We start from the raw sequence: 20,749 nt of genomic DNA, 5'->3' as shown, positions 1-20,749 counted from the left end.
CCCACAAACTACTGATGATTGCCGCCGGTTTGCCCGCCGACTTTCTGTTCGAAAAACTCCGGGATCGGATGCTTGTAGCTGTCCAGCAACCGCTGGGCAGCCTGTTCGCGTTCGGCGGCGGTGGCTTTTTGCTGGGTGCTGGATGCGAGCTTGCCGCTGACCTGCAACGTCAGCCAATTTTCAGTGGCGGCCTGTTGCGGGGATGAGGGCCCGGGCTCTATGGCCAGGACACTCATGGGTAATGTCAGCACTGCCAGGCTGGTGAGATAGGGGCGTTTCATCATCAATTCCTCGAGTTGCCGGTGGTCTCACTGACCGTGGCGAGCTGATCGCCGGCTTTGGCGACGGGAGCGCCGGAGCCTTTGAGTTTCTCGGCCCTGGCCTGGGCCTCGGTGACTTGTTCCGGGCTCAGGCCCATCTGGCCAACCACTTGTGCGGCCTGCTTCCAGTTGTCCTGATAGATCAGCAAGGTCACCAGGTTGATCGCCGCCAGCGGGTCGCTCTGCTTGAGTTCCATGGCGGTCATGAATTCGAAACGGGCGTCTTCCAGGCGCAGTTGGTTGAGGTACACCACGCCCAGGTCATTGCGGATTTTTTCGTCGGTGGGTGCCAAGCGTGCCGCACGTTGCAAGTGCGCCATGGCTTGCCCGTTGTCGCCCTTGGCCGAGGCCAGTTGGCCCAGGCCGTGCTCTCCTTCGGCGGCCATGCAGGTACCGAGCAGGCTGCGGTACAACGGCTCGGCCTCGCCGCGGCCCAGCAAACGATAGGCCTTGGCCTGGCGCAGGCGCACCTGGGGCAAGTGCGAGGGCAGGTTCTGCAGGTTGGCCAGGCTGGCGTGCAGCTTGCCGTCATTGGCCATTTCATCGGCCAGGTTCAATGCCAGCTCCTGGTCGGAAGCGGGCTTGGGGCAACTGCCGGTGGCCGTGAGTGCGCTCCACGGGGTTTGACCATTGGTGGCACAACCGCCGAGCAATAACAGGCTCAAACCGGCTATCAAGGCTTTCATCGGGCGCTCCTCATAGGTTACTCAAGGCTCGGGAGATGCCGATGAACGCAGGCCCTCCGAGCACGATCAGCAAGGCGGGAAACAGAAAAACCATCATCACCACCGACATCTTCGCCGACATCTTCGAAACGAATTCCTGGATGCGGGTCAGGCGGCGGTCGTCGAGCAATTGCTTGAGCGCCAGCAACGACTTCATCGCGCCGCCCCCTTGCTGGACCAGTTGCTGGAGGATGGTGCAGGTATCGGTGAACTCATCCACGGCCAGCAGCCGGGCGGTCTTACCCAGCTCCTCGCTGAGTTCCAGGCCGGAGTCGACCCGTGTCAGGATCAGGCGCAGCTCATGGGTCAAGGCCGGCAGCAGGCGCTGCGCTTCAAGGCTGAGCACGCGCAGTGTCTGTTCGACGGCCATGCCTGATTCGAACAGGATGCGCAGCAGCGGGATGAAGGTTGCCACCTCGCGGGCGATCTGCTGCTGCCGACTTTTGGCGAGGCTGGACAGCACGCGCTTGGGCAGCAGGTAGCCAATGCCCAAGGCGATCAGGGGCGCGAGCCAGGGCGAGTCGCTGTGGCCAAACAACACGCCCTGGGCCACCCCCACAAGGCCCATCAGCACCAGCGGCGTGCCGATCTGGAAGGCGGCGAACATCGAGCGTTGGCTGGCTTTACGCCAGCCGACCCGGTTGAGCAGGACCTGGGTTTCATGGTCCAGGCTGAGCGAACGTTGCGCCAGCGGGCTGCTGCCCAGTTGCTGCATCAGGCTGCCGAACTTGTCTTTGCGGCCCAGCTGGCCCTGCAGGCGCTGGGCAACCAGGCGTTGGCCGCGTCGCTGCCTGACCAGGTTGGCGAGCACCAACGCCAGGGCGGCAAGGAACAGGACGGCGCTGATCAGCAGGGCAATCGCCATGTCATACACTCCGCAACATGCGCCATAAGGTGAAGCAACCCATGAGTTGCATGGCCAGGGCCACGAACAGCAACAGGCGACCCGTGTCGTCGTTCCACATGGTCATCAGGTACGCGGGGTTCACTGCCAGGAAGTAGCCCACCATGGAAATGGGCAGGGCGGTGAGGACGTAGGCGGTCACCCGGGTTTCGCCGGTCAGGGCGCGCAGCTGGCGGGCGGCCTGCTCGCGTTCGCGGATCATCTTGATCAGGTTTTCCAACAGCTCGCTGGCGTTGCCGCCATAGCGGTGGTTGACCTTCAAGCCCAAGGCGAACAGGCGAAATTCGTCGCGCTCATAGAATTCGGCAAAGTCATGCGTCGACTCCGGCAGGCTGACGCCCAACTGCACGTTGCGCTGGATGCGGCCCATGGCTTTTTTCAGGGGGTCTTCGCTGATTTCGATGCCGCCCAGCACCGCGTCGGTCAAGGTGCGCCCGGCCTTGAGGCTGCGTACGGTGTGATCGAGCAACTGCGGCAGCTGTTCGATCATGCGCTTGATGAGCCGCTGATACCGCCAGGCGAGGTACAAGCGCAGCAACAGCGGTGGCACCAGCAGCATCATCACCAGGCCAAACCAGCCGGCAACCATCAACCCCAACGCGACGCCCAGGGCCCACAACGCCAGCCACAGCCCCAGGCTGTCACTGGGTTTGCCCAAGCCTGCGCGCAGGAACATGCGCTCCAGGCCGTTCCAGTGGCTGGGTTCTTCGGCGAGCTTGGGCTGGCCTTCGGCAAGGCGGTCCAATACGCGTTCGGTCTGGGCGCGGCGCAGGCCATGGTAAAACGATCGAATCGACAGGCCGGTCAGGATCAGGCAAATCAGCAGCAGGATGGCCCCAGTCATGGTCGAATCCCTTTCACGGCAATGCCGGCTCGCGGCGCAGCTTTTCACCGGCCGGGTTGACCGCCTCGCGCAGGAAGCCGAAGCCGGTTCGCCGGTCATGGCGGAACAGCGTGTTGGTCACGTACACGTCTTCGCGAATGCCCACCACCTCGACCACTTCGCTCACACAGCGGCGGCCGTCGGGCAGGCGGGTCAGTTGAATCACCACATCCAGCGCCGCACAGATCATTTGGCGCAGGGTTTTTTCCGCCACCGTCCGGCCAGTCAGGCCCACCAGTGTTTCCAGGCGCAGCAGGGCATCGGCGGCGTTGTTGGCATGCACGGTACTCATGGAACCGTCGTGGCCGGTGTTCATGGCGGTGAGAACATCGAGCACTTCCACGCCACGGATCTCACCCAGGATGATGCGGTCGGGGCGCATCCGCAGGGCGTTGCGGATCAGGTCGCTGGCCTTGACCTCGCCATGCCCCTCGGCATTCGGCGGGCGGGTTTCCAGACGCACCACATGGGGGTGGCCCAGTTGCAGTTCGGCCACGTCTTCGATGGTCACCAGCCGTTCATGGGGGTTGATCAGTTGGCTGAGGATGTTCAGCAATGTGGTTTTGCCGGTGCCGGTGCCGCCGCTGATGAGGATGTTGCAGCGCTTGCCCACGGCCTCCTGGAAGAAGTCGAAGATGTTCTGGTCGATGGTCTGCATGGCCACCAGGTCGCTGCTCTTGAGCATGTCCTTGCGAAACTTGCGAATCGACAGGCATGGCCCGTCCAGGGCTATCGGCGGGATGATCGCGTTGACCCGGCTGCCATCGGGCAGGCGCGCATCGACCATGGGCGAGGACTCGTCCAGGCGTCGCCCGAGGGGCGCGAGGATGCGTTGCATCACGCGCTCCACATGGTGCGCGTCGATGAACCGCAGGTCGCTCTGGTGCAGCAGGCCGTCGCGTTCTATAAACACCCGGTGCGGGCCGTTGACCAGGATCTCGGTGACGGATGGGTCGCGCAGCAGCACTTCCAGCGGGCCGAAGCCGGTCAGCTCGTCGACGATTTCTTCGGCCAGGCGTTCCATCTCATAGCGGGAGATCGCCAAGTGCATGCGGTTGCTGTATTCGGCCACTTTGTCGATGACAAACTGCGCCAGCAACTGGCGTGAACCTTCCAGCAGGTTCTTCCCCGACTCCTCGATGGCATCGATGATGTAGCGATGGAACACCAGCTTGAGCCCGTCGTGCTCGGTGTTGCTACCGAAGCCTGCGGTAGGGGCACCGAAAAGTTTTTCACTGTTCATTTGCCGGCTCTCAGCAGGCGATCAAGCCATTTGTTGGAGGGTTGTTCGTTGCCTGCCGAACGTTTTGCCAGGCGCTCCCCGAGGGTTTTCAGACCCTGGGTCAGGGGTTCGCGTGGCGCCAGGGCGAACAAGGTCTGGCCCTGGTTTTTTGCATTCAGGCGCACGTCCGGGCTCAGCGGCAGCACGGCAATCACCTCCAGGCCAAAGCTTTTGCCCAGGGTTTCGGCGTCCGGTGCACAGCTCTTGAGGTAGCTGTCGACCAACAGTTTGGCGTGCTCCAGCTTCATGCCCTTTTCGCGCCACAGGTTCAGCACCGCGAGGTTGCGTCGGCAGTCCAGCACGCTCTGGTCGGTGTACCACAACAGCTTGTCGCAATGGCTGACGAAGGTGCGCAGGGCTTCGCTGTCCGGTTGGCCAACCAGGTTCACCACAATGTGCTGGAAATGTTGGCGCAACGCGCTGAGCAGCATGTACAACTCGGCGGCGCTGGTGCGCTCCAGGGGCTCATCGTTGGGGGCGTAGGCCAGGATGCGCAGGCCGTCTTGCGCGCTGGTGAATGCGCTGTTGATCAGGGTCGTGTCCAACCGTCGCAGGTGGCGCAGGGCATCGCCGAAATGGAACGAGCTTTCCAGCCCCAGCAGCGCCAGGCTGTCACCTCGGGGCAGGCCCAAGTCCAGCAGCAAGGTGTGCTGACCACTCTTTTGTACGACCAGCGCCAAGTGGCTGGCCAACAGTGCGCCATCGGCATTGCCTTGGGTGCCATACAGCACGCTGAGGCCACCCAGCTGGGTGTTGGTGGTGACCGGCGGCAGGCGTTTGCTCAGGCGCCTTACCAGCCCGGCCACTTCGCTGGAGCGCGAGCCGTAGGCGACAAAATCCCGCGCGCCGGCGCGCATGGCATTGAGTACCAGCTGGTTGTCCATGCCGTCACCGAGGGCGACGATGGCGAGCATCGGTTTGGCTTCCAGGGCGCCTTCGATCAACGCGCTTTGGGCCACCACGTGTTCGCGGTCAAGGCCGATAAACACCAGGCCGGCGAAGGTCACATCGACCAAGGCAAGCAGTTCGTCCAGCGTGCCGCTGCCGGCGCTGACCACTTGGCCAAGTGGGGCCAGCGCGCCCTGCAGCCATTCCAGGTCGGTGGTGTTGCGCGTGATTGCCAGGAACGTCTGGCTCAGGCTATCGCTCATTGGGACAGTCCGTTGAGTCGGTCGAAGTTGCCGTTTTCCAGGAAGTACAGGCGATACCAGTTCGGGTCGTAATTACGCAGTTTCTCGCCTGGCAAGGACGGCAACTGGGCATTGGCCGCCAACGGCTGCACCAGGTGCGGGGTGACGATCATCAGCAGTTCCTTGTCCTGGCGATTGATGTTGGAATCGCGAAAGAACGCGCCCAGGATCGGGATGTCACCCAGGCCGGGAAACTTGCTGATGCTGGTGGTGTTGCTACTGCTGATCAGCCCGCTGATCACGAAGCTTTCACCGTCTGCCAGGGACACGCTGGTGTCCGTGCGGCGAATGGTCAGGGCCGGGACCTTGATATTGTCGATGACCACCGCGTTGGTGTAGTCCAGCTCACTGACTTCCGGTGCGACTTTGAGGGAGATCCGGTTACGGTCGATCACGGTCGGGGTCAAGGTCAGGCGGATGCCGAACTCTTTGTATTCGATCGAGATATTGTTGCTGGCGCTGCTCGGCACCGGGATCGGCACCTCGCCGCCCGCCAGGAAGGTCGCACTCTGGCCGCTCATGGCCACCAGGCTTGGACGTGCCAGGGTATAGGCGAACCCGCTGCTTTCCAGGGCATTGATCATCGCGGATACGCGCCCCCCGCCAAACCCGATATTGAAGTTGTCGGGGCTCACCGGCAGTTTGAAGACCCCTTCGGAAGGCGATACCAGGCTGGGGCTGCCCAGGAAGAAGTTTTTACCATTGCCCAGAATCTTGGTGCTGGCCTCCTTGAGCTTGGTGCGGCTGACCTCGACAAAACGGATATCGGTCTGTACCTGGCTGGGCAGCAAGGGGTCTTCCGATGGCGACAACGACAGGCTGGTCAGCGCCGAGATGGCCTTGCCCTTGACGAACACCATGCTCTGGCGCGGCGTGTTCGAACAGGCGGTCCAGACCATCAGGCTGGTGGTGCCGGAGGCGACGCCGGTCAGCAGGAAACCCCGGTCGCCGTTGAGGTGGACGTCGGCAATTTTCGGGTCACCAATCGCCAGGCGGGTGATGGCTACCGGTGATTGCAGTTCCTGTTGCAAGCCTTCACCCACCGACAGGGCGGCGGGTAGCTGACCCAGGCTGGCGCAATTGCCAGGGGCAGCCACGGCCAGTTCCACGGACAGGTTCGACAGCAGCAGGGCACAGGCGATTTTCAGCGTGAACACGGGTGCGAAACGTCGGTTCATGCAGGGCATCCTTGTTCAGTCAGGCGTTTGTTGGGTGGCTTGATTGCCGCGGATCACCTCGATACCGGTGCGACGTGGGCTGCCCTGGACGAGTTTTTTCGGCGCTTGGGCGAAGGCCAGTTGCGTGAACTGATAGAGGTCGCGGTTGGCGCTTTGCACCTTGCCCGGCACATCGCTTTCGCCGGCCCAGTATTGGCCCAGTAAACGTTCGTCGGCACTGCGTACTGCCAGGCGTAAAGTGCCGGCTTGGGTGGCGAGCATCAGGCGGCTCAGCAGGGCCTCGGGCACCGCCAGCACCACGGTGCGTGGCGGGCCGCGACGCTGGGCTCGTTCCTCGGCGGTGAGCGCAGGCGGGGAGGCTGGGGTGCCATCATTGCTCAAGCCCATTTGATCGCCGACGCTGAGCAAACGCATGGCGGGCACCACCACCTGGGCCGATTGTTCGAGGTTGGCGGCGTCCTGGCGCAGGTACAGCAATACGTCCACATAATCGCCGGGGCTCAGTTGGCCGGCGGCGCCAATCACTTCATCCACGGCTACGGCCAGTGCGCGTTCGTCGGGGCGAATCATTCGCGCCAGCGGGCCACCTGGGGTGAAACTGTCTTCATTCAACCAGGTGCCTGCCCGCAGGGCTCGCCAAGGCGTGCGGCCGATGGCCTGGTCGACGCTGCTCATGCTGCCGGCCGGTACGGTGCGCAGTTTTTCCACCGCGAGATCGGCGGCGCTCAGGGGCGCAAAGGGTGGGACGTCGCGGGCCAGTACCACCACCGGTTGGCGGGTCTGGTCTTCCACCACGGTAACGGCTTTTTCGACAGGTGCTGCCTGGGGGACCGGGGGAGGCGGTGCCGGTACAGGCGCCCGGCTCAGGACCAATCCCCAATAACCGGCAAACAGCGCACCGAGCAGAAGCACCCCGGCCAACACCATGCTCAGACGCGTGTTCATGACGGCGCTCCCTTTGCTGTTGCACGACACACCCGTCTCTCCGAGCGGGCTGATTTCGCAACGCGGCTGCTATGAACCTGTGACTAACTATTTCGCTATTTGAAGGTAGTTCAGCTAGGACAAAATGCCATTACTGACAGCAAGTTTTCTTGTGCGAAGGGCGGGATGACGTTGAAAACCACGGAATTAAGGCGTCAAGAAAGTAACCCCCTACTTTGTGATTAATCAGTTCTTACAGTTGTGAGGCTGGGGTTTGTTGACAATGCTCAGATGGCACATCGCAATTACTGTGCGGCGTGCTGATAAGGCGCCCAGCGCCTGAGGAGAAGTACGATGATCCTTGAGTTGTTGGTAAAACTTCATATTCAACTTCAGTTGCTTTTTCAGCGCAAAGACGGCGCTACGGCGATTGAGTACCTGATTCTGGTAGCCATCGTGGCCCTGGTGATCCTGGCTGCCGGGACAACCCTGGGACCTAAAATCACGACCTTCTTCGGTAAAATCAACACTGCCCTGACCTGAGTTCCAGACCGTATCCTGCGACTGAGGAGAAGTGCTATGGTCCTTGATCTGTTGATGAAAGTGCGTGACCAGCTACTATTGCTGTTGTATCGCAAAGACGGCGCTACGGCGATTGAATACCTCATTCTCGTGGCTATCGTGGCGCTGGTCGTACTGGCGGCGGGGGCGACCCTGGGGCCGCAGATCACGACGTTCATTGCTAAAATCACGACCGCTATAACCTGAGCTTCAGACAGCATCGGTGAGTACACACGTCATTGTTTGGCAACGCTAGGTAGTACCCATGAATGCTGCAACTGCACCTTTTCGCCAACAAATCCTGTTGGTGGACGACGAAGAAGATGCCCTCGTAGAACTGGCCGAGTCGCTGGAGAACGAGGGCTTCGTTTGCTTTACCGCCACCTCCGTCACCCTCGCCTTGCAGGAGTTGACCCTGAACCCGGACATCGCCCTGGTGATCACCGACCTGAGCATGCCCGAGGAAAGCGGTATCTCACTGATCAAGCGCTTGCGCGAACACACCGAGCGCCAGCACTTGCCGGTGATCGTGATGTCGGGGCATGCCCAGATGGATGATGTCAGCGATATGCTGCGTTTGCAGGTGCTGGATCTGTTTCGCAAGCCCATCTACCTGGTGCGCTTGATCGATACCCTCAACAACCTCTTCCCCCTGATCAAACACCCCTTGTAGTGAGCGGGCTCGCCCCGCGCTGGGCTGCGCAGCAGCCCCAACAAGAACACCACGGTCTTTCAGAAAAACCGAGTTGGCCGGTTTTGGGGCGGCTTCGCCACCCAGCGCGGGGCAAGCCCGCTCACTACGATCGTCAGAGCTGGTAGCTGAAGCTCAGCGTATATCGCGGCCGCCGGTTGAGGCTGTCGAGGGCGATATCCGACATGGGTTTGGAGGCTTCCAGCGCGATGTTGTAGTACTTGTTATCGCCAAAACGCAGGCCCACGGCCGCCGATGACATGTCGTTGCCCTTGACCGGCAGCGTGTTGAACCAGGTCTTGGCACGATCAAGCACAACGTAGGGTTGCAGCACCTTCACCCAGTCACCGGCGCGGTTGAAGCTGTAGTTGACCTCGTACGCCACGCCCCAACCCTTGTCACCGGAAGCCTGGTCGTCAGGGTAGCCACGGCCGAAGTTCTGCCCGCCGAAGGTGGCGCGTTCGCTGTCGGGCAGGGTGGCATCGCTCCAGTAGAACGCGCCCGACAGTACCCCTTGCCAGTTATCGAAGAACTTGTCGCTCTGCACGCCGGAGAGGCGCAGGCGGAAGAAGTCGAGGTCAGGCGTGGTACTGGTCAGATCACTGTGCGTCCTGGCGCCCAGGCCGTTGATACCCTGATACAGACCGGCGCTGAGGATGCGCAATTGCCGGGCGTCGGCCTTGCGCCAGTCACCTTCGAACGCCAGCGCGCGCAGGTTGGTTTCGATATCGAAGCGGTTGGGGTAGCCCACCAGTTGATAGCGTGTGGTTTGGTCCACCGCATACAGGCGCGCGCCCAGGGTCAAGGATTCGGTGGGCGAGGCGATCAGCGGGTGGCTGAGGCCGATGGTGTAGCGATCGATCGACTGGTGCGGCTTGAGTTCGAAGCCGCCGTCCAGCTGAATATTGCTTTTGGGGTCCGCGCGATAACGTTCGGCCCCCAGCACAAGCTGGCTGCCTTCGGCATTGATGAACTGGCTGTAGCCCACGCGGTAATAATGCTTTTTGTCGTCGCCGGGCGGGAACAGGCCGCTGACGTTGAGCTGTTCGCCCATGGATGTCTGGGCATTGCTGGTGGCGGTGAGCAACGCTTGGGTGCCGCTGCGGTTGTCTTCCTCCAGGCTCATGCTGGTGGTGAAGGGTTTGCGGCTGGCCTGGATCACCATGTGCGCGGCGCCATCGGTGGTCCCCGGCGGCGGTACTTGCGCTTGCAGCGTCACGCCGGGGATACGGCCCATAAGCGTGGTATAGCGCTCGAACGTCTTGCGCGTGAGCGGGCGTTCGGCGAGGAGTTTGTTCGCCAGTTTATCGACATAGGCCGACACCGAACCGATGTCGCCGCTCTGTTGGTAGTCCTTGATGTAGCCCTCCACCAGCACTACGCGTACCAGGCCGTTTTCAAAGTTCTGTTGCGGCAGGAAGGCGTAGGACAGCAGGTAACCGTCCTCTTGATAACGACGGGTGATGCTGCGGGTGGCTTCGATCAATTGCGCCAGGTTGGTCTCATGGCCGATCAACGCCGAGTAGGCTTTGGCGGTCTCGCCGAGCGGGTAGATCGTGCCGCCCTCGATCTGCAACTTGCGGATGGTGATTTTGGTGTCCATCAACAGAGGCTGGCCCTGGGAAACGGGTGCCTCCGGCACCTGGGTCTTGGGCGTGACCGGTCGGTAGGCGTCGGCGGGCAGGTTGGGCACCGGCAGGTTGCGGATGGTGTCGTTGCTGTTGAGAAAGTTGGGCAGGCTCTCGGCTTGGGCGTAAGCACTGAGGGAAAGGACTAACAACGGTGTGAACACGCGCATAGGACACTCCATGGTCAACTGCAGCAGCGTCTCGGGCCCGCCGGGTTCTGGGACTCGGTTCGGGAGGACCAGGCGTTGTTCGACAAGGCCGGCCCATAAAAAAGACGAGAGACTTACTCAGGGTCTCTCGTCTCAACCAAGCGTAGGCGCTGGAGGGGAGGCCGTCTAATCGGCCAGGTGCAATTCTAATGTGTGCCGGTCACGCCGTTCAGCAAGCCTCCCAGGCCACCCGTTGTCCCGGTGGTGGCACTGCCGTTGACCGAGGTGTTGGTCGTGGTGCTGGCGCCGACGTTCAAGCCACCGAGCAGGCCGCCACCCGTGCTGCCGGTTCCGCCGGTGACCAAGCCACCCACTGAGCCTACGGTGTTGCCGAGCGACGTTACCGTCGTGCCCACGGCGTTGGTGACCGGGTTGGCGTTGGCGGTGGTCAGGTTGGTGCCCAGGCTGCTGACAGCGCCGCCGACCTGGGTGACCAGACCGTTGACCGGAGCGCCGATGCCGGTGGTGGTGCCGACGTTTTGCGTCAGGCTGGTGACGCCGTTGGTGACCGGGGCCAGCGCTGTGCCGACGTTGGTCGCCAAGCCTGCGACTGGCGTCGTGGGGGCGGTATTGGCGACGCCGGTGCCGCCGATGACAGTGCCCAGCGAGGCCACGGTATTGCCCAGTGCCCCACCGGTGACACCCGCAGTACCGACTGTGCCGTTAGTACTGCCGGCCGTCAGGCCGTTGCCTACGTTGGCGACTACACCGCCGACCAGTTCCGGCAAGCCGGGAGCAGCGGCACCGCCGGCGGGCGCAACATAGCCACCCGACTGGTTGAGCACGCCACCGACGCTGGCCAGCGCGCCGCCGGCCGCCGTGGTGACAGGGTTGCCTGCGCCGCCGGCACCGGCGACTTGGCCGCCCACGCCAGTAACGGTCGAGCCGACTTGATTCAGCAGGCCGTTGAGCGGAGTGCCCAGGCCGGTAGCTCTACCGAGGTTGCCAGTAGTGTTTTCCACCAGGGAAACCACCGGTACCAGTGCACTCCTGCTCAGGGTGTTGGTTGCGCTGCCCAGTGGTCCGGTGGTGCTGGCGGTACTCAGGGTATCGCCGAGCATGGTCACGGCTTGGCCAACGTTACTCACCAGCCCCCCCGCTGCGGTGCCGACGCCGCCGGTCAACCCGCCGACGACTGGCACGCCACCCAACGTGGTGCCCAGGGTGCTGCCGGTGTTCGACACGCCGGTGCCGAGGTTGGCCACGCCAGTACCGATGCCGGCGACGGTGGTGCCCAGCGCATTGCTGTTGGTGCCCAGGGTACCCAGGCCATTGGTCACGCCGCTGCCGATGCTGGTGACGGCATTGCCGGTCGCGGTGACGAGGCCACCGGCCGTAACACCGACGACGGGGACGCCGTTGAGTGTCGAGCCAAGATCGCCGACGGCAGCACCGACGTTACCGACGGTAGTGCCCAGCGTGCCTGCGATCTGGCCTGTGACCAGCGGGGTGGTTGTCGAACCGGTGCCGCCAGTGCCACCGCCGGTGCCGCCAGTACCACCGCCGGTGCCGCCAGTGCCACCGCCGGTGCCGCCAGTGCCGCCGCCGGTGCCGCCAGTGCCACCGCCGGTGCCTGCCGTGCCACCGCCGGTGCCGCCAGTGCCGCCGCCGATGCCGCCAGTACCGCCGCCGGTGCCGCCAGTACCGCCGCCAGTACCAGCAGTGCCACCGCCGGTGCCGTCAGTGCCGCCGCCAGTGCCAGCAGTGCCACCGCCGGTACCGCCACTGCCGCTTCCAGTCCCACTACCGCCACCTGTGCCTCCACTACCACTTCCCGCACCCGCATCCGGGGAAGACGCCGCCACACTGCTGTGATGGCCGCCGCCACCGCTGCTGCAGCCGCCAAGGCTCATCGCCATGACCAGGGCCAGCGCGGTACTTGCTTTCCATAGCACTACTTGAGTTTGAGTTTTCATGATTGAGTTCCCTTGCACCTGTACAACCTTGGTTGTTTCAAACGTCGACTATTTCTAGGGATAGGCATACGTTTGTCCGTGGGTTAATCACAGACCTGAGTGCTCTTTCTCGCAATGCTCAACTTGGTATTAACGATTTATATAGGCGCGGCGTTAGTTGGCTTAATGACTAATACCAAGTGTGTAAAAGAGAGGGCTTTTGGATAGGGTTATTTCATGAATAACAATGAGTTAAGTAAAAAAATCGGACGCCGAAGCGTCCGCTATAACTTAGGGTTTATATACAATTAATTCCTGTGGTTCACGCAATAGGTCGCCACTTGCCGAGCATATGTTGAATGTCGCCGGCCCCCTTGAGTTGCAACTCGCCACTGGAACCCGCAGCCGTGGTGAGTAATACAACTTCACTGGGCAGGCGCACCGGCTTTTTGAATTCGACGTCTATCTCGACATTGGCGGCGGGCAAATGCTCGTGCAATGCGGCCAGTGTCCGGGCGGTATTCCACAGCCCATGGGCGATAGCCTGGGGGAACCCGAAGAGCCTGGCCGTCAATGCGCTCAGGTGGATCGGGTTGTAATCGCCGGATACCCGAGCGTATCGGCGGCCAATATCGGCGGGCGCCTTCCAGCGGGCCAGTTCGCTGACGTTATCGGTTACCGACAAATGCTCTTCCTGGGCGTCGCCTTCGAGTTTCACTGCGCGGCAGAGCATACGGCTATCCGCCTCCCACAACAGTCCCAGTGAATCCTCGACCGTGGTCACAATATCAAAGGTCGCCCCCTTGGCATGGGGCCGCAGGTTGTGCGCGTACACGCTGATCAGCACATTGCTCACGCCTCCCAGCGGACGATGGATACGGATCCGATTGCTCAGGTGAATCAGCCCCAGCAAAGGAAAGGGAAACTGTTTGTCGGTGAGTAATTGCATCTGCAAACCAAACGCCAGGATATGCGGATAAGTCCCTGGCAGGACCGAACTGTCAGCGAACCCGCAGACCTGGCGATAGGCGGCCACCTCCGTGGGGTTCAGGCGAATGTGACAGCGCAGTCCTGCATCGGGCAGGGTTTCGCCGGTGATCTTGCGCTTGAGCGCGGCCCGCCAGTACAGCGGCGGCAGAAGCGGGGTGCGGTCGAGTGTCTGCCATTCCATGCTCAGGCTCCCAGCAGGCTTTGCCCACACACGCGCAAGGCTTGGCCGCTGACCGCACCAGAGCCCGGTTGGCCAAGCCAGGCCACGGCCTCAGCCACGTCTTGGGGCAGGCCGCCCTGGCCCAACGAACTCATGCGCCGCCCGGCTTCACGCAGGGCGAAGGGAATATGCGCGGTCATCTGGGTTTCGATAAACCCGGGCGCCACTGCGTTGATGCTGATCCCGCGTTCCTTCAGCAACGGCGCCCACGCCTGCGCCAACCCGATCAAGCCGGCCTTGCTCGCGGCATAGTTGGTTTGCCCACGGTTGCCGGCAATGCCACTGATGGAGGCCAGCAGCACCACGCGGGCGTTGTCATGCAGGGTGCCGCTGTCGAGCAACGCCTTGGTCAGCACCTGGGGTGCATTGAGATTGACCGCCAGTACCGCGTCCCAATATTCCGGGGTCATGTTCGCCAGGGTTTTGTCGCGAGTGATACCGGCATTGTGCACCAGGATATCGAGGCCATCCGGCAGTTGTTCGATCAGCCGCGTGGCGGCGTCTTCTGCGCAGATATCCAGCACGAGGGTACGTGCCCCTAGGCGGGCGGCGAGGGCTTCGAGATCCGACTTGGCCTGGGGCACGTCGAGCAGGATCACCTCTGCACCGTCGCGGGCGAGGGTTTCAGCAATGGACGCGCCAATACCTCGGGCGGCACCGGTCACCAGGGCCTTGCGCCCGGCGAGAGGGCGAGTCCAATCCTCGACCGCAGTGGCGCAGGCTTGCAGGCGAATGACCTGGCCGGAGATATAGGCGCTTTTAGGCGAGAGGAAAAACCGCAATGCGCCTTCCAACTGCTCCTCGGCACCGTCGCCGACATACAGCAACTGCGCCACACCGCCGTTGCGCAGTTCCTTGGCCAACGAGCGGCTGAAACCCTCCAGGGCCCGTTGTGCGCTGGCGGCGAACGGGTCGCTGAGGCTCTCCGGCGCACGGCCGAGAATCACCAGGTGCGCGCTGTTATCCAGGTTTTTCAACAAGGGCTGGAAGAACTCACGCAACTGCTTGAGCTGGTCGGTGTGTTGCAGGTCACTGGCATCGAACACCACCGCCTTGAGCTTGGGGCCGTGGCCCGGAATCCACGTCGACGTCGTGGTGCCGTAGCTGTAGATGGCGTCGGTGAGTTTATGGGCGAAGGCGTGCACCTGATTCGCCAGCGCACCGCCGCCGAGCAGCAGGGCGCCTTCGACCGGGCGCAGGCGTCCGGCCTGCCAGCGTTCCAGGCGTACCGGTGACGGCAGGCCAATGGCGGCGACCAGGCGATGGCCGAGGCTTGAGTTGGCGAAGTCGATATAACGGTCAGACATGGAACGCTCTCCGAGTGCTGGGGTTCAAACGGTGGACCATCAATGGGTAACGGTCGTTCGATTGAGCCTAGGCTAGGCTTGATGATTCCACCCACCACCATCAGGGAGCTTTCCATGACTCAATTGCGCCGTGTAGCGATCATTGGCGGTAACCGCATTCCCTTCGCCCGCTCCAACGGCCCCTATGCCACGGCGAGCAACCAGGCCATGCTGACCGCTGCCCTGGAGGGCCTGATCGAACGCTACAACCTGCACGGCCTGCGGATCGGTGAGGTGGCGGCCGGAGCGGTGCTCAAACATTCCCGCGACTTCAACCTCACCCGCGAATGTGTGCTGGGCTCACGCCTGTCGCCGCAAACCCCGGCGTACGATATTCAACAGGCTTGCGGCACGGGGCTTGAGGCGGCATTGCTGGTGGCCAACAAGATCGCCCTGGGCCAGATCGAATGCGGGATTGCCGGTGGGGTGGATACCACTTCCGACGCGCCGATCGGCGTGAATGAAGGGCTGCGCAAGATTCTGCTGCAGGCCAACCGCAGCAAATCCATGGCAGATAAATTAAAACTGCTGTTACAACTTCGCCCTCATCACCTCAAGCCCGAGCTGCCGCGCAACGGTGAACCGCGCACGGGTTTGTCCATGGGCCAGCACTGTGAGCTGATGGCGCAAACCTGGCAGATTCCGCGTGCCGAGCAAGACCAGCTGGCACTTGAAAGCCACCAGAAAATGGCCGCGTCCTACGCTGAAGGCTGGCACAACGATCTGCTGACACCGTTTTTGGGCCTGACCCGCGACAACAACCTGCGCGCCGACCTGACCCTGGAAAAACTCGCCAGCCTCAAGCCGGTATTCGAGCGCAGCGACAAGGGCACGCTGACCGCCGGTAATTCCACGCCGCTCACCGACGGTGCGTCATTGGTATTGCTGGGCAGTGAAGCCTGGGCCAAGGAGCGTGGCTTGCCGATTTTGGCGTACTTGCGCGATGGCGAGGCGGCGGCGGTGGATTTCGTCAACGGCGCCGAAGGCTTGTTGATGGCGCCCGTGTATGCGGTGCCGCGTTTGCTGGCAAGGAATGGCCTGACGCTGCAGGACTTCGATTACTACGAAATCCACGAAGCCTTTGCTGCCCAGGTGTTGTGCACGCTCAAAGCCTGGGAAGATGCGGATTACTGCAAAACACGCCTGGGGCTGGATGCGCCGTTGGGTGCCATCGACCGCAGTCGGCTCAACGTCAAGGGCAGTTCGCTGGCCGCCGGGCACCCGTTCGCCGCCACAGGCGGGCGTATCGTCGCCAACCTGGCCAAATTGTTGGATGCGGCGGGCAAGGGGCGCGGCCTGATTTCCATCTGTGCAGCCGGTGGGCAGGGGGTTACCGCGATCATTGAGCGATGAAACTGGCATATTGGATGCATTCTTAAGTGATCAACGGTCGGTAGCCCCTCCCACCGGCGAGCCGATTGCCGTATAACGAGTGCCACACGCGTGTTTGGTAATACAGGACCCACAATAAAAGCTGATGAAGACTCCTAAACGCATTGAACCCCTGATCGAAGACGGTCTGGTCGACGAAGTGCTGCGCCCACTCATGAGTGGTAAAGAAGCAGCTGTTTATGTGGTGCGCTGCGGTAACGAATTACGTTGCGCCAAGGTTTACAAGGAGGCGAATAAACGAAGTTTTCGTCAGGCGTCCGAATACCAGGAGGGCCGCAAGGTCCGCAACAGCCGGCAAGCCCGCGCCATGGCCAAGGGTTCCAAGTTCGGCCGTAAAGAAACCGAAGATGCCTGGCAGAACGCCGAAGTGGCGGCGTTGTTCCGCCTGGCCGGTGCCGGTGTTCGCGTGCCTAAACCCTACGACTTCCTCGAAGGCGTGCTGTTGATGGAGCTGGTGGCCGACGAGTACGGCGATGCGGCGCCGCGCCTGAATGACGTGGTGCTGGAGCCGGACCAGGCGCGCGAGTACCACGCCTTCCTGATCTCCCAGATCGTGCTGATGCTGTGTACCGGCCTGGTGCACGGTGACTTGTCCGAGTTCAACGTGCTGCTCACCCCGACCGGCCCGGTGATCATCGACCTGCCCCAGGCGGTGGATGCGGCGGGCAACAACCACGCGTTCAGCATGCTGGAGCGGGACGTGGGCAACATGGCGTCCTACTTCGGGCGCTTTGCCCCGGAGTTGAAAAAGACCAAGTACGCCAAGGAAATGTGGGCGTTGTACGAAGCCGGTACGCTGCACCCGGCCAGCGTCTTGACCGGCGAGTTCGACGAACCGGAAGAGCAGGCGGATGTGGGTGGCGTGATGCGCGAAATCGAAGCGGCACGGCGGGATGAAGAACGTCGCCAGGCAATTCGTGCGGCGGATGATGCGCCACCCGGCAAAGCGTCTGACGAACCCCCGCCACCGCCCTGGATGCAGTGATCTTGCAAGAAATGAAGATCTGAAAAATGTGGGAGGGGGCTTGCTCCCGATTGCAGTGGGTCAGCTACAGATAAGTTGACTGATACACCGCTATCGGGAGCAAGCCCCCTCCCACATTTTGATGTGTGGAGTCAGTCAAGCATCAGGTACAGCAACTGCCTGAGGCCAACTCCTTGAGGATCGGGCAATCCGGCCGATGATCGCCCTGGCAGTGTTCCACCAGGTCTTGCAGCGTATCGCGCAGTTGTCCCAGCTCCAGAATCTTCTGGTTCAGCTCATCGATATGCTGGCGCGCCAAGGCTTTCACATCAGCGCTGGCCCGTTGCCGGTCCTGCCACAGGGTCAGCAGCTTGCCGACCTCTTCCAATGAAAACCCCAGATCCCGCGAGCGCTTGATAAACGCCAGCGTGTGCAGGTCGTCGGGGCCATATACACGGTAGCCGCTGTCGGTGCGGTGCGCGGCTTTGAGCAGGCCGATGGATTCGTAGTAGCGAATCATCTTTGCGCTCAGCCCGCTTTGGCGAGCGGCTTGGCCGATGTTCATGGGCGTTGATCCTCCAGGTCCTTGGGTTTCCACGTCTTCAACAGTAACGCATTGCTCACCACGCTGACGCTGGACAAGGCCATCGCCGCGCCCGCCAGTACCGGGTTAAGCAGGCCGAAAGCCGCGAGGGGAATGCCAATCAGGTTATACACAAAGGCCCAGAACAGGTTCTGGCGGATTTTTGCGTAGGTCTTGCGGCTGATGTCCAGTGCCGCGGGCACCAAGCGCGGATCGCCACGCATCAGGGTGATGCCGGCGGCGTGCATGGCCACGTCGGTGCCGCCGCCCATGGCGATGCCGATATCGGCCGCGGCCAGGGCTGGAGCATCGTTGATACCGTCGCCAACCATGGCCACCACCCCAGTTCTTTTCAGCTCGGCGACCGTGGCGGCTTTGTCCGCCGGCAGCACTTCGGCGTACACATCTTCGATGCCCAGCGCTTGCGCAACCACCCGGGCGCTGCCGCGATTATCGCCGGTCAGCAAGTGGCTGCTGATGTGTTGCGCCTTGAGCTGCTCCACCGCTTCCAGCGCGCCGGGCTTGAGTGTGTCGCCGAACGCGAACAGCCCGAGCACACGGGGTTGGGAGCCTTGCTCGATCAGCCAGGATAAGGTGCGGCCTTCGGCCTCCCAGGCCTTGGCGGATGCGGCCAAGTCACCCGCGTTCAAACCGGCCTCTTCCAGCAGACGGCGATTGCCCAGGGCCAGTTGCCGGCCGTCGAGCGTGCCGGCGATACCGCGACCGGTCAGGGCTTGGCTGGCACTCACATCCGCCACGTTCAGCCCCTGCTCGTGGCAGGCGTCCAGCACGGCCTTGGCCAGGGGGTGTTCGCTGCCGCGTTGCAAGGCGCCGGCCTGTTGCAGCAACAAGGCTTGATTGCCATCCACCGCCGCCATATGGGCAATTTTCGGCGCACCGGAAGTGAGGGTGCCGGTCTTGTCGAACACCACGGCGCTGACTTCATGCGCACGTTCCAGGGCTTCGGCGTCCTTGATCAAGATGCCATGACGCGCGGCCACGCCGGTACCGGCCATGATCGCCGTCGGTGTCGCCAGGCCCAGGGCGCAGGGGCAGGCGATCACCAGGACGGCGACGGCATTGATGATTGCCGTCTCCAGGGATGCGCCGTACCACCACCAGCCCACCAGCGTGATCAACGCCAGCACCAGCACGGCGGGCACGAATACTTGGCTGACTTTATCCACCAGTTTCTGGATCGGCGCCTTGGCCGCCTGCGCCTCTTCCACCAGGCGGATGATTCGCGCCAGCACACTTTCCGCGCCCAGGGCCTGGGTCCGCACCAGCAAGCGGCCTTCACCGTTGATGGCGCCGCCGGTGACTTTGTCGCCCGGCTGCTTCGGCACCGGCAGGCTTTCGCCGCTGATCAGCGCTTCGTCGGCATGGCTCTGGCCGTCCACCACTTCGCCGTCCACCGGGAAACGTTCGCCGGGCTTGACCAGCACCAGGTCGTCAAGCTTCAACGCGTTGATCGCCACCTCTTCTTCACGGCCATCGAGCACCCGCACCGCACGTTCCGGGCGCAAGGCTTCGAGGGCGCGGATGGCGCTGGCGGTCTGGCGTTTGGCGCGGCTTTCGAGGTATTTGCCGAGCAGTACCAGGGCGATCACTACCGCCGAGGCTTCGAAGTACAGGTGCGGCATGCCGCCTGCTGGGGTGGTGAGCCATTCATAGATACTCAAGCCGTAACCGGCGCTGGTGCCGATGGCCACCAGCAGGTCCATATTCCCGGCGCCGGCGCGTACGGCTTTCCAGGCGGCGATATAAAAGCGTGCACCAAAGATGAACTGCACTGGCGTGGCCAGGGCGAACTGCATCCAGGCGGGCAACATCCAGTGCAGGCCGAAGGGCTCCACCAGCATGGGCAACACTAACGGCAGCGCCAATAGAATCGCCAGCAACAACGACCAGCGCTCGCGATGCAGGCGCTGCGCCTGGTTGGCATCGGTGGCGGTTTCACTCTGGGGCAGGCTGGCGCTGTAGCCGGCTTTGTCGACGGCGGCGATCAACACGCCGGGGTCCAACTGCCCCAGGACTTCGACATGCGCACGTTCATTGGCCAGGTTGACGCTGACGCTTTTCACCCCCGGCACCTTGCTCAGGGCGCGTTCGACGCGGCCGGCACAGCTGGCACAGGTCATGCCGCTGATGGGCAGGTCAAAGGCGGTGGATCCATTCATGGGGCAGTCCTCCAGAAGAAGTTGCCCCTAGGATCAACCTTGACCTGTGGGGAAGGTCAAGGGCCGATCAGTATTCCAGTGCGGCGGGTTTCAGGTACATGCCTTCCGGGCCCTGAGCGATACGCAACTTGCGTACATCCCCGGCCTTCAGCGTGATGTTCCGCGCCGGCGGCGCCAGCAGGCCCGGCAGGCAACCCGGAGCCTGGCCCGGCAGCAGCTTCAGGCGTAATGACAGGTTGCCCGCCGGCAGGTTGAAGGACGTGGCCTGCTCCTGGAACAGTCGGCCCGCCAGTTGGTCGTTCAGGTACAGGCCGATTTCACAATTGGTCGGTACTTCCAGGCGCTCCCGGGAAATGATCAACACCGCATAGTCTTCAGCGGCCAAGGCTTGTGGCGCAGCGACAGATAAGCCCATCAGGCCGGCAAGGGCAAAAAACAACCAGCGCATGGCGAATGCTCCGTGGTTTGAATCAACGATGGGTGAAGCTTGGCCTTTGAAGCCGCCGAATACCAGCCCGGCAGAAATTTTCAGAACTTGACCTTACCATCGTGGCAAGCCCAAAACTCCCTCCAACCTTGTAGTGAGCGGGCTTGTCCCGCGCTGGGTGGCGAAGCCGCCCTAAACCCAGGCACCTCGGTCGTCCTGAAACACCGCGGCGCCCTTGTTGGGGCGGCTTCGCCCCC

20 protein-coding genes are annotated in these 20,749 nt (G+C 62.5%); 5 read left to right on the top strand and 15 right to left on the bottom strand.

Going from position 1 to position 20,749, the window contains the following annotated elements; genetic code table 11:
• Positions 1-8 precede the first annotated feature (8 nt).
• Genes ACQRBT_RS06025 through cpaB form a run of 8 tightly spaced genes read right to left on the bottom strand, consistent with a single transcriptional unit; the run spans position 9 to position 7,427 of the window.
• Positions 9-281, bottom strand: coding sequence for a DUF3613 domain-containing protein (locus ACQRBT_RS06025; RefSeq protein ID WP_060755714.1), 273 nt, complete (start codon positions 279-281; stop codon positions 9-11).
• Between the two features lie 2 nt (positions 282-283).
• Positions 284-1,006, bottom strand: coding sequence for a tetratricopeptide repeat protein (locus ACQRBT_RS06020; protein WP_412047688.1), 723 nt, complete (start codon positions 1,004-1,006; stop codon positions 284-286).
• 10 nt (positions 1,007-1,016) lie between these two features.
• Positions 1,017-1,910: a type II secretion system F family protein gene (locus ACQRBT_RS06015; RefSeq protein WP_205344207.1), complete on the bottom strand. Its 894-nt coding sequence runs from the start codon at positions 1,908-1,910 to the stop codon at positions 1,017-1,019.
• A gap of 1 nt (position 1,911) precedes the next feature.
• Positions 1,912-2,793, bottom strand: coding sequence for a type II secretion system F family protein (locus ACQRBT_RS06010; RefSeq protein WP_412047689.1), 882 nt, complete (start codon positions 2,791-2,793; stop codon positions 1,912-1,914).
• Positions 2,794-2,806: 13 nt separating this feature from the next.
• A complete protein-coding gene (locus ACQRBT_RS06005; RefSeq protein WP_104995412.1) occupies positions 2,807-4,075 on the bottom strand; it encodes a CpaF family protein in 1,269 nt (422 codons plus the stop codon).
• Positions 4,072-5,265 (bottom strand): pilus assembly protein, encoded by a 1,194-nt coding sequence (locus tag ACQRBT_RS06000; RefSeq protein ID WP_060755718.1) that lies wholly within the window; start codon positions 5,263-5,265, stop codon positions 4,072-4,074. Before ACQRBT_RS06000 ends, ACQRBT_RS06005 begins: the two co-directional genes overlap by 4 nt.
• Positions 5,262-6,482: a type II and III secretion system protein family protein gene (locus ACQRBT_RS05995; protein WP_060755719.1), complete on the bottom strand. Its 1,221-nt coding sequence runs from the start codon at positions 6,480-6,482 to the stop codon at positions 5,262-5,264. The genes ACQRBT_RS06000 and ACQRBT_RS05995 overlap by 4 nt, the downstream gene beginning before the upstream one ends.
• A 15-nt stretch (positions 6,483-6,497) precedes the next feature.
• Complete coding sequence (gene cpaB, locus ACQRBT_RS05990) at positions 6,498-7,427, bottom strand: Flp pilus assembly protein CpaB (protein WP_060755720.1); 930 nt, start codon at positions 7,425-7,427, stop codon at positions 6,498-6,500.
• A gap of 333 nt (positions 7,428-7,760) precedes the next feature.
• Between cpaB and ACQRBT_RS05985 the strand changes: the two genes are divergently transcribed.
• Genes ACQRBT_RS05985 through ACQRBT_RS05975 form a run of 3 tightly spaced genes read left to right on the top strand, consistent with a single transcriptional unit; the run spans position 7,761 to position 8,640 of the window.
• The gene (locus ACQRBT_RS05985) at positions 7,761-7,949 is read left to right on the top strand and encodes a Flp family type IVb pilin (RefSeq protein ID WP_060755721.1); all 189 of its coding nucleotides are present in this window, start codon (positions 7,761-7,763) and stop codon (positions 7,947-7,949) included.
• Between the two features lie 36 nt (positions 7,950-7,985).
• Complete coding sequence (locus tag ACQRBT_RS05980; protein WP_060755722.1) at positions 7,986-8,174, top strand: Flp family type IVb pilin; 189 nt, start codon at positions 7,986-7,988, stop codon at positions 8,172-8,174.
• A gap of 58 nt (positions 8,175-8,232) precedes the next feature.
• A complete protein-coding gene (locus tag ACQRBT_RS05975; protein WP_060755723.1) occupies positions 8,233-8,640 on the top strand; it encodes a response regulator in 408 nt (135 codons plus the stop codon).
• Between the two features lie 133 nt (positions 8,641-8,773).
• Here ACQRBT_RS05975 and ACQRBT_RS05970 read toward each other — a convergent pair whose 3' ends face one another.
• The 4 genes from ACQRBT_RS05970 to ACQRBT_RS05955 form a co-directional block, all read right to left on the bottom strand.
• Positions 8,774-10,456 carry a ShlB/FhaC/HecB family hemolysin secretion/activation protein gene (locus tag ACQRBT_RS05970; protein ID WP_412047690.1) on the bottom strand — a complete coding sequence of 561 codons (1,683 nt, stop codon included), beginning with the start codon at positions 10,454-10,456 and terminating at the stop codon, positions 8,774-8,776.
• Positions 10,457-10,641: 185 nt separating this feature from the next.
• A complete protein-coding gene (locus ACQRBT_RS05965) occupies positions 10,642-12,411 on the bottom strand; it encodes a collagen-like triple helix repeat-containing protein (RefSeq protein WP_412047691.1) in 1,770 nt (589 codons plus the stop codon).
• A gap of 301 nt (positions 12,412-12,712) precedes the next feature.
• Positions 12,713-13,561, bottom strand: coding sequence for a MaoC family dehydratase (locus tag ACQRBT_RS05960; protein ID WP_060755725.1), 849 nt, complete (start codon positions 13,559-13,561; stop codon positions 12,713-12,715).
• Between the two features lie 2 nt (positions 13,562-13,563).
• Positions 13,564-14,907 (bottom strand): 3-oxoacyl-ACP reductase, encoded by a 1,344-nt coding sequence (locus ACQRBT_RS05955; RefSeq protein WP_060755726.1) that lies wholly within the window; start codon positions 14,905-14,907, stop codon positions 13,564-13,566.
• A gap of 114 nt (positions 14,908-15,021) precedes the next feature.
• Between ACQRBT_RS05955 and ACQRBT_RS05950 the strand changes: the two genes are divergently transcribed.
• Both ACQRBT_RS05950 and ACQRBT_RS05945 read left to right on the top strand, forming a co-directional pair.
• A complete protein-coding gene (locus ACQRBT_RS05950; RefSeq protein WP_060755727.1) occupies positions 15,022-16,299 on the top strand; it encodes an acetyl-CoA C-acetyltransferase in 1,278 nt (425 codons plus the stop codon).
• A gap of 124 nt (positions 16,300-16,423) precedes the next feature.
• On the top strand, positions 16,424-17,323 hold the full coding sequence (locus ACQRBT_RS05945) for a PA4780 family RIO1-like protein kinase (RefSeq protein ID WP_060755728.1): 900 nt from the start codon (positions 16,424-16,426) through the stop codon (positions 17,321-17,323).
• A 142-nt stretch (positions 17,324-17,465) separates the two neighbouring features.
• Here ACQRBT_RS05945 and cueR read toward each other — a convergent pair whose 3' ends face one another.
• The 3 genes from cueR to ACQRBT_RS05930 all read right to left on the bottom strand — a co-directional run bounded on the left by cueR (position 17,466) and on the right by ACQRBT_RS05930 (position 20,513).
• Complete coding sequence (gene cueR, locus ACQRBT_RS05940) at positions 17,466-17,867, bottom strand: Cu(I)-responsive transcriptional regulator (protein WP_060755729.1); 402 nt, start codon at positions 17,865-17,867, stop codon at positions 17,466-17,468.
• The gene (locus tag ACQRBT_RS05935; RefSeq protein WP_412047692.1) at positions 17,864-20,065 is read right to left on the bottom strand and encodes a heavy metal translocating P-type ATPase; all 2,202 of its coding nucleotides are present in this window, start codon (positions 20,063-20,065) and stop codon (positions 17,864-17,866) included. The genes cueR and ACQRBT_RS05935 overlap by 4 nt, the downstream gene beginning before the upstream one ends.
• A 67-nt stretch (positions 20,066-20,132) precedes the next feature.
• Positions 20,133-20,513, bottom strand: a complete 381-nt coding sequence (locus ACQRBT_RS05930; RefSeq protein ID WP_412047693.1) for a hypothetical protein — start codon at positions 20,511-20,513, stop codon at positions 20,133-20,135.
• Between the last annotated feature and the right edge of the window lie 236 nt (positions 20,514-20,749).

It is taken from the genome of Pseudomonas sp. R19M, from assembly GCF_050312585.1.
GTDB classification, from domain to species: domain Bacteria; phylum Pseudomonadota; class Gammaproteobacteria; order Pseudomonadales; family Pseudomonadaceae; genus Aquipseudomonas; species Aquipseudomonas palleroniana.
Note: the sequence above shows the minus strand (reverse complement) of the source record. Positions and strands in the feature narration are given on the sequence as shown.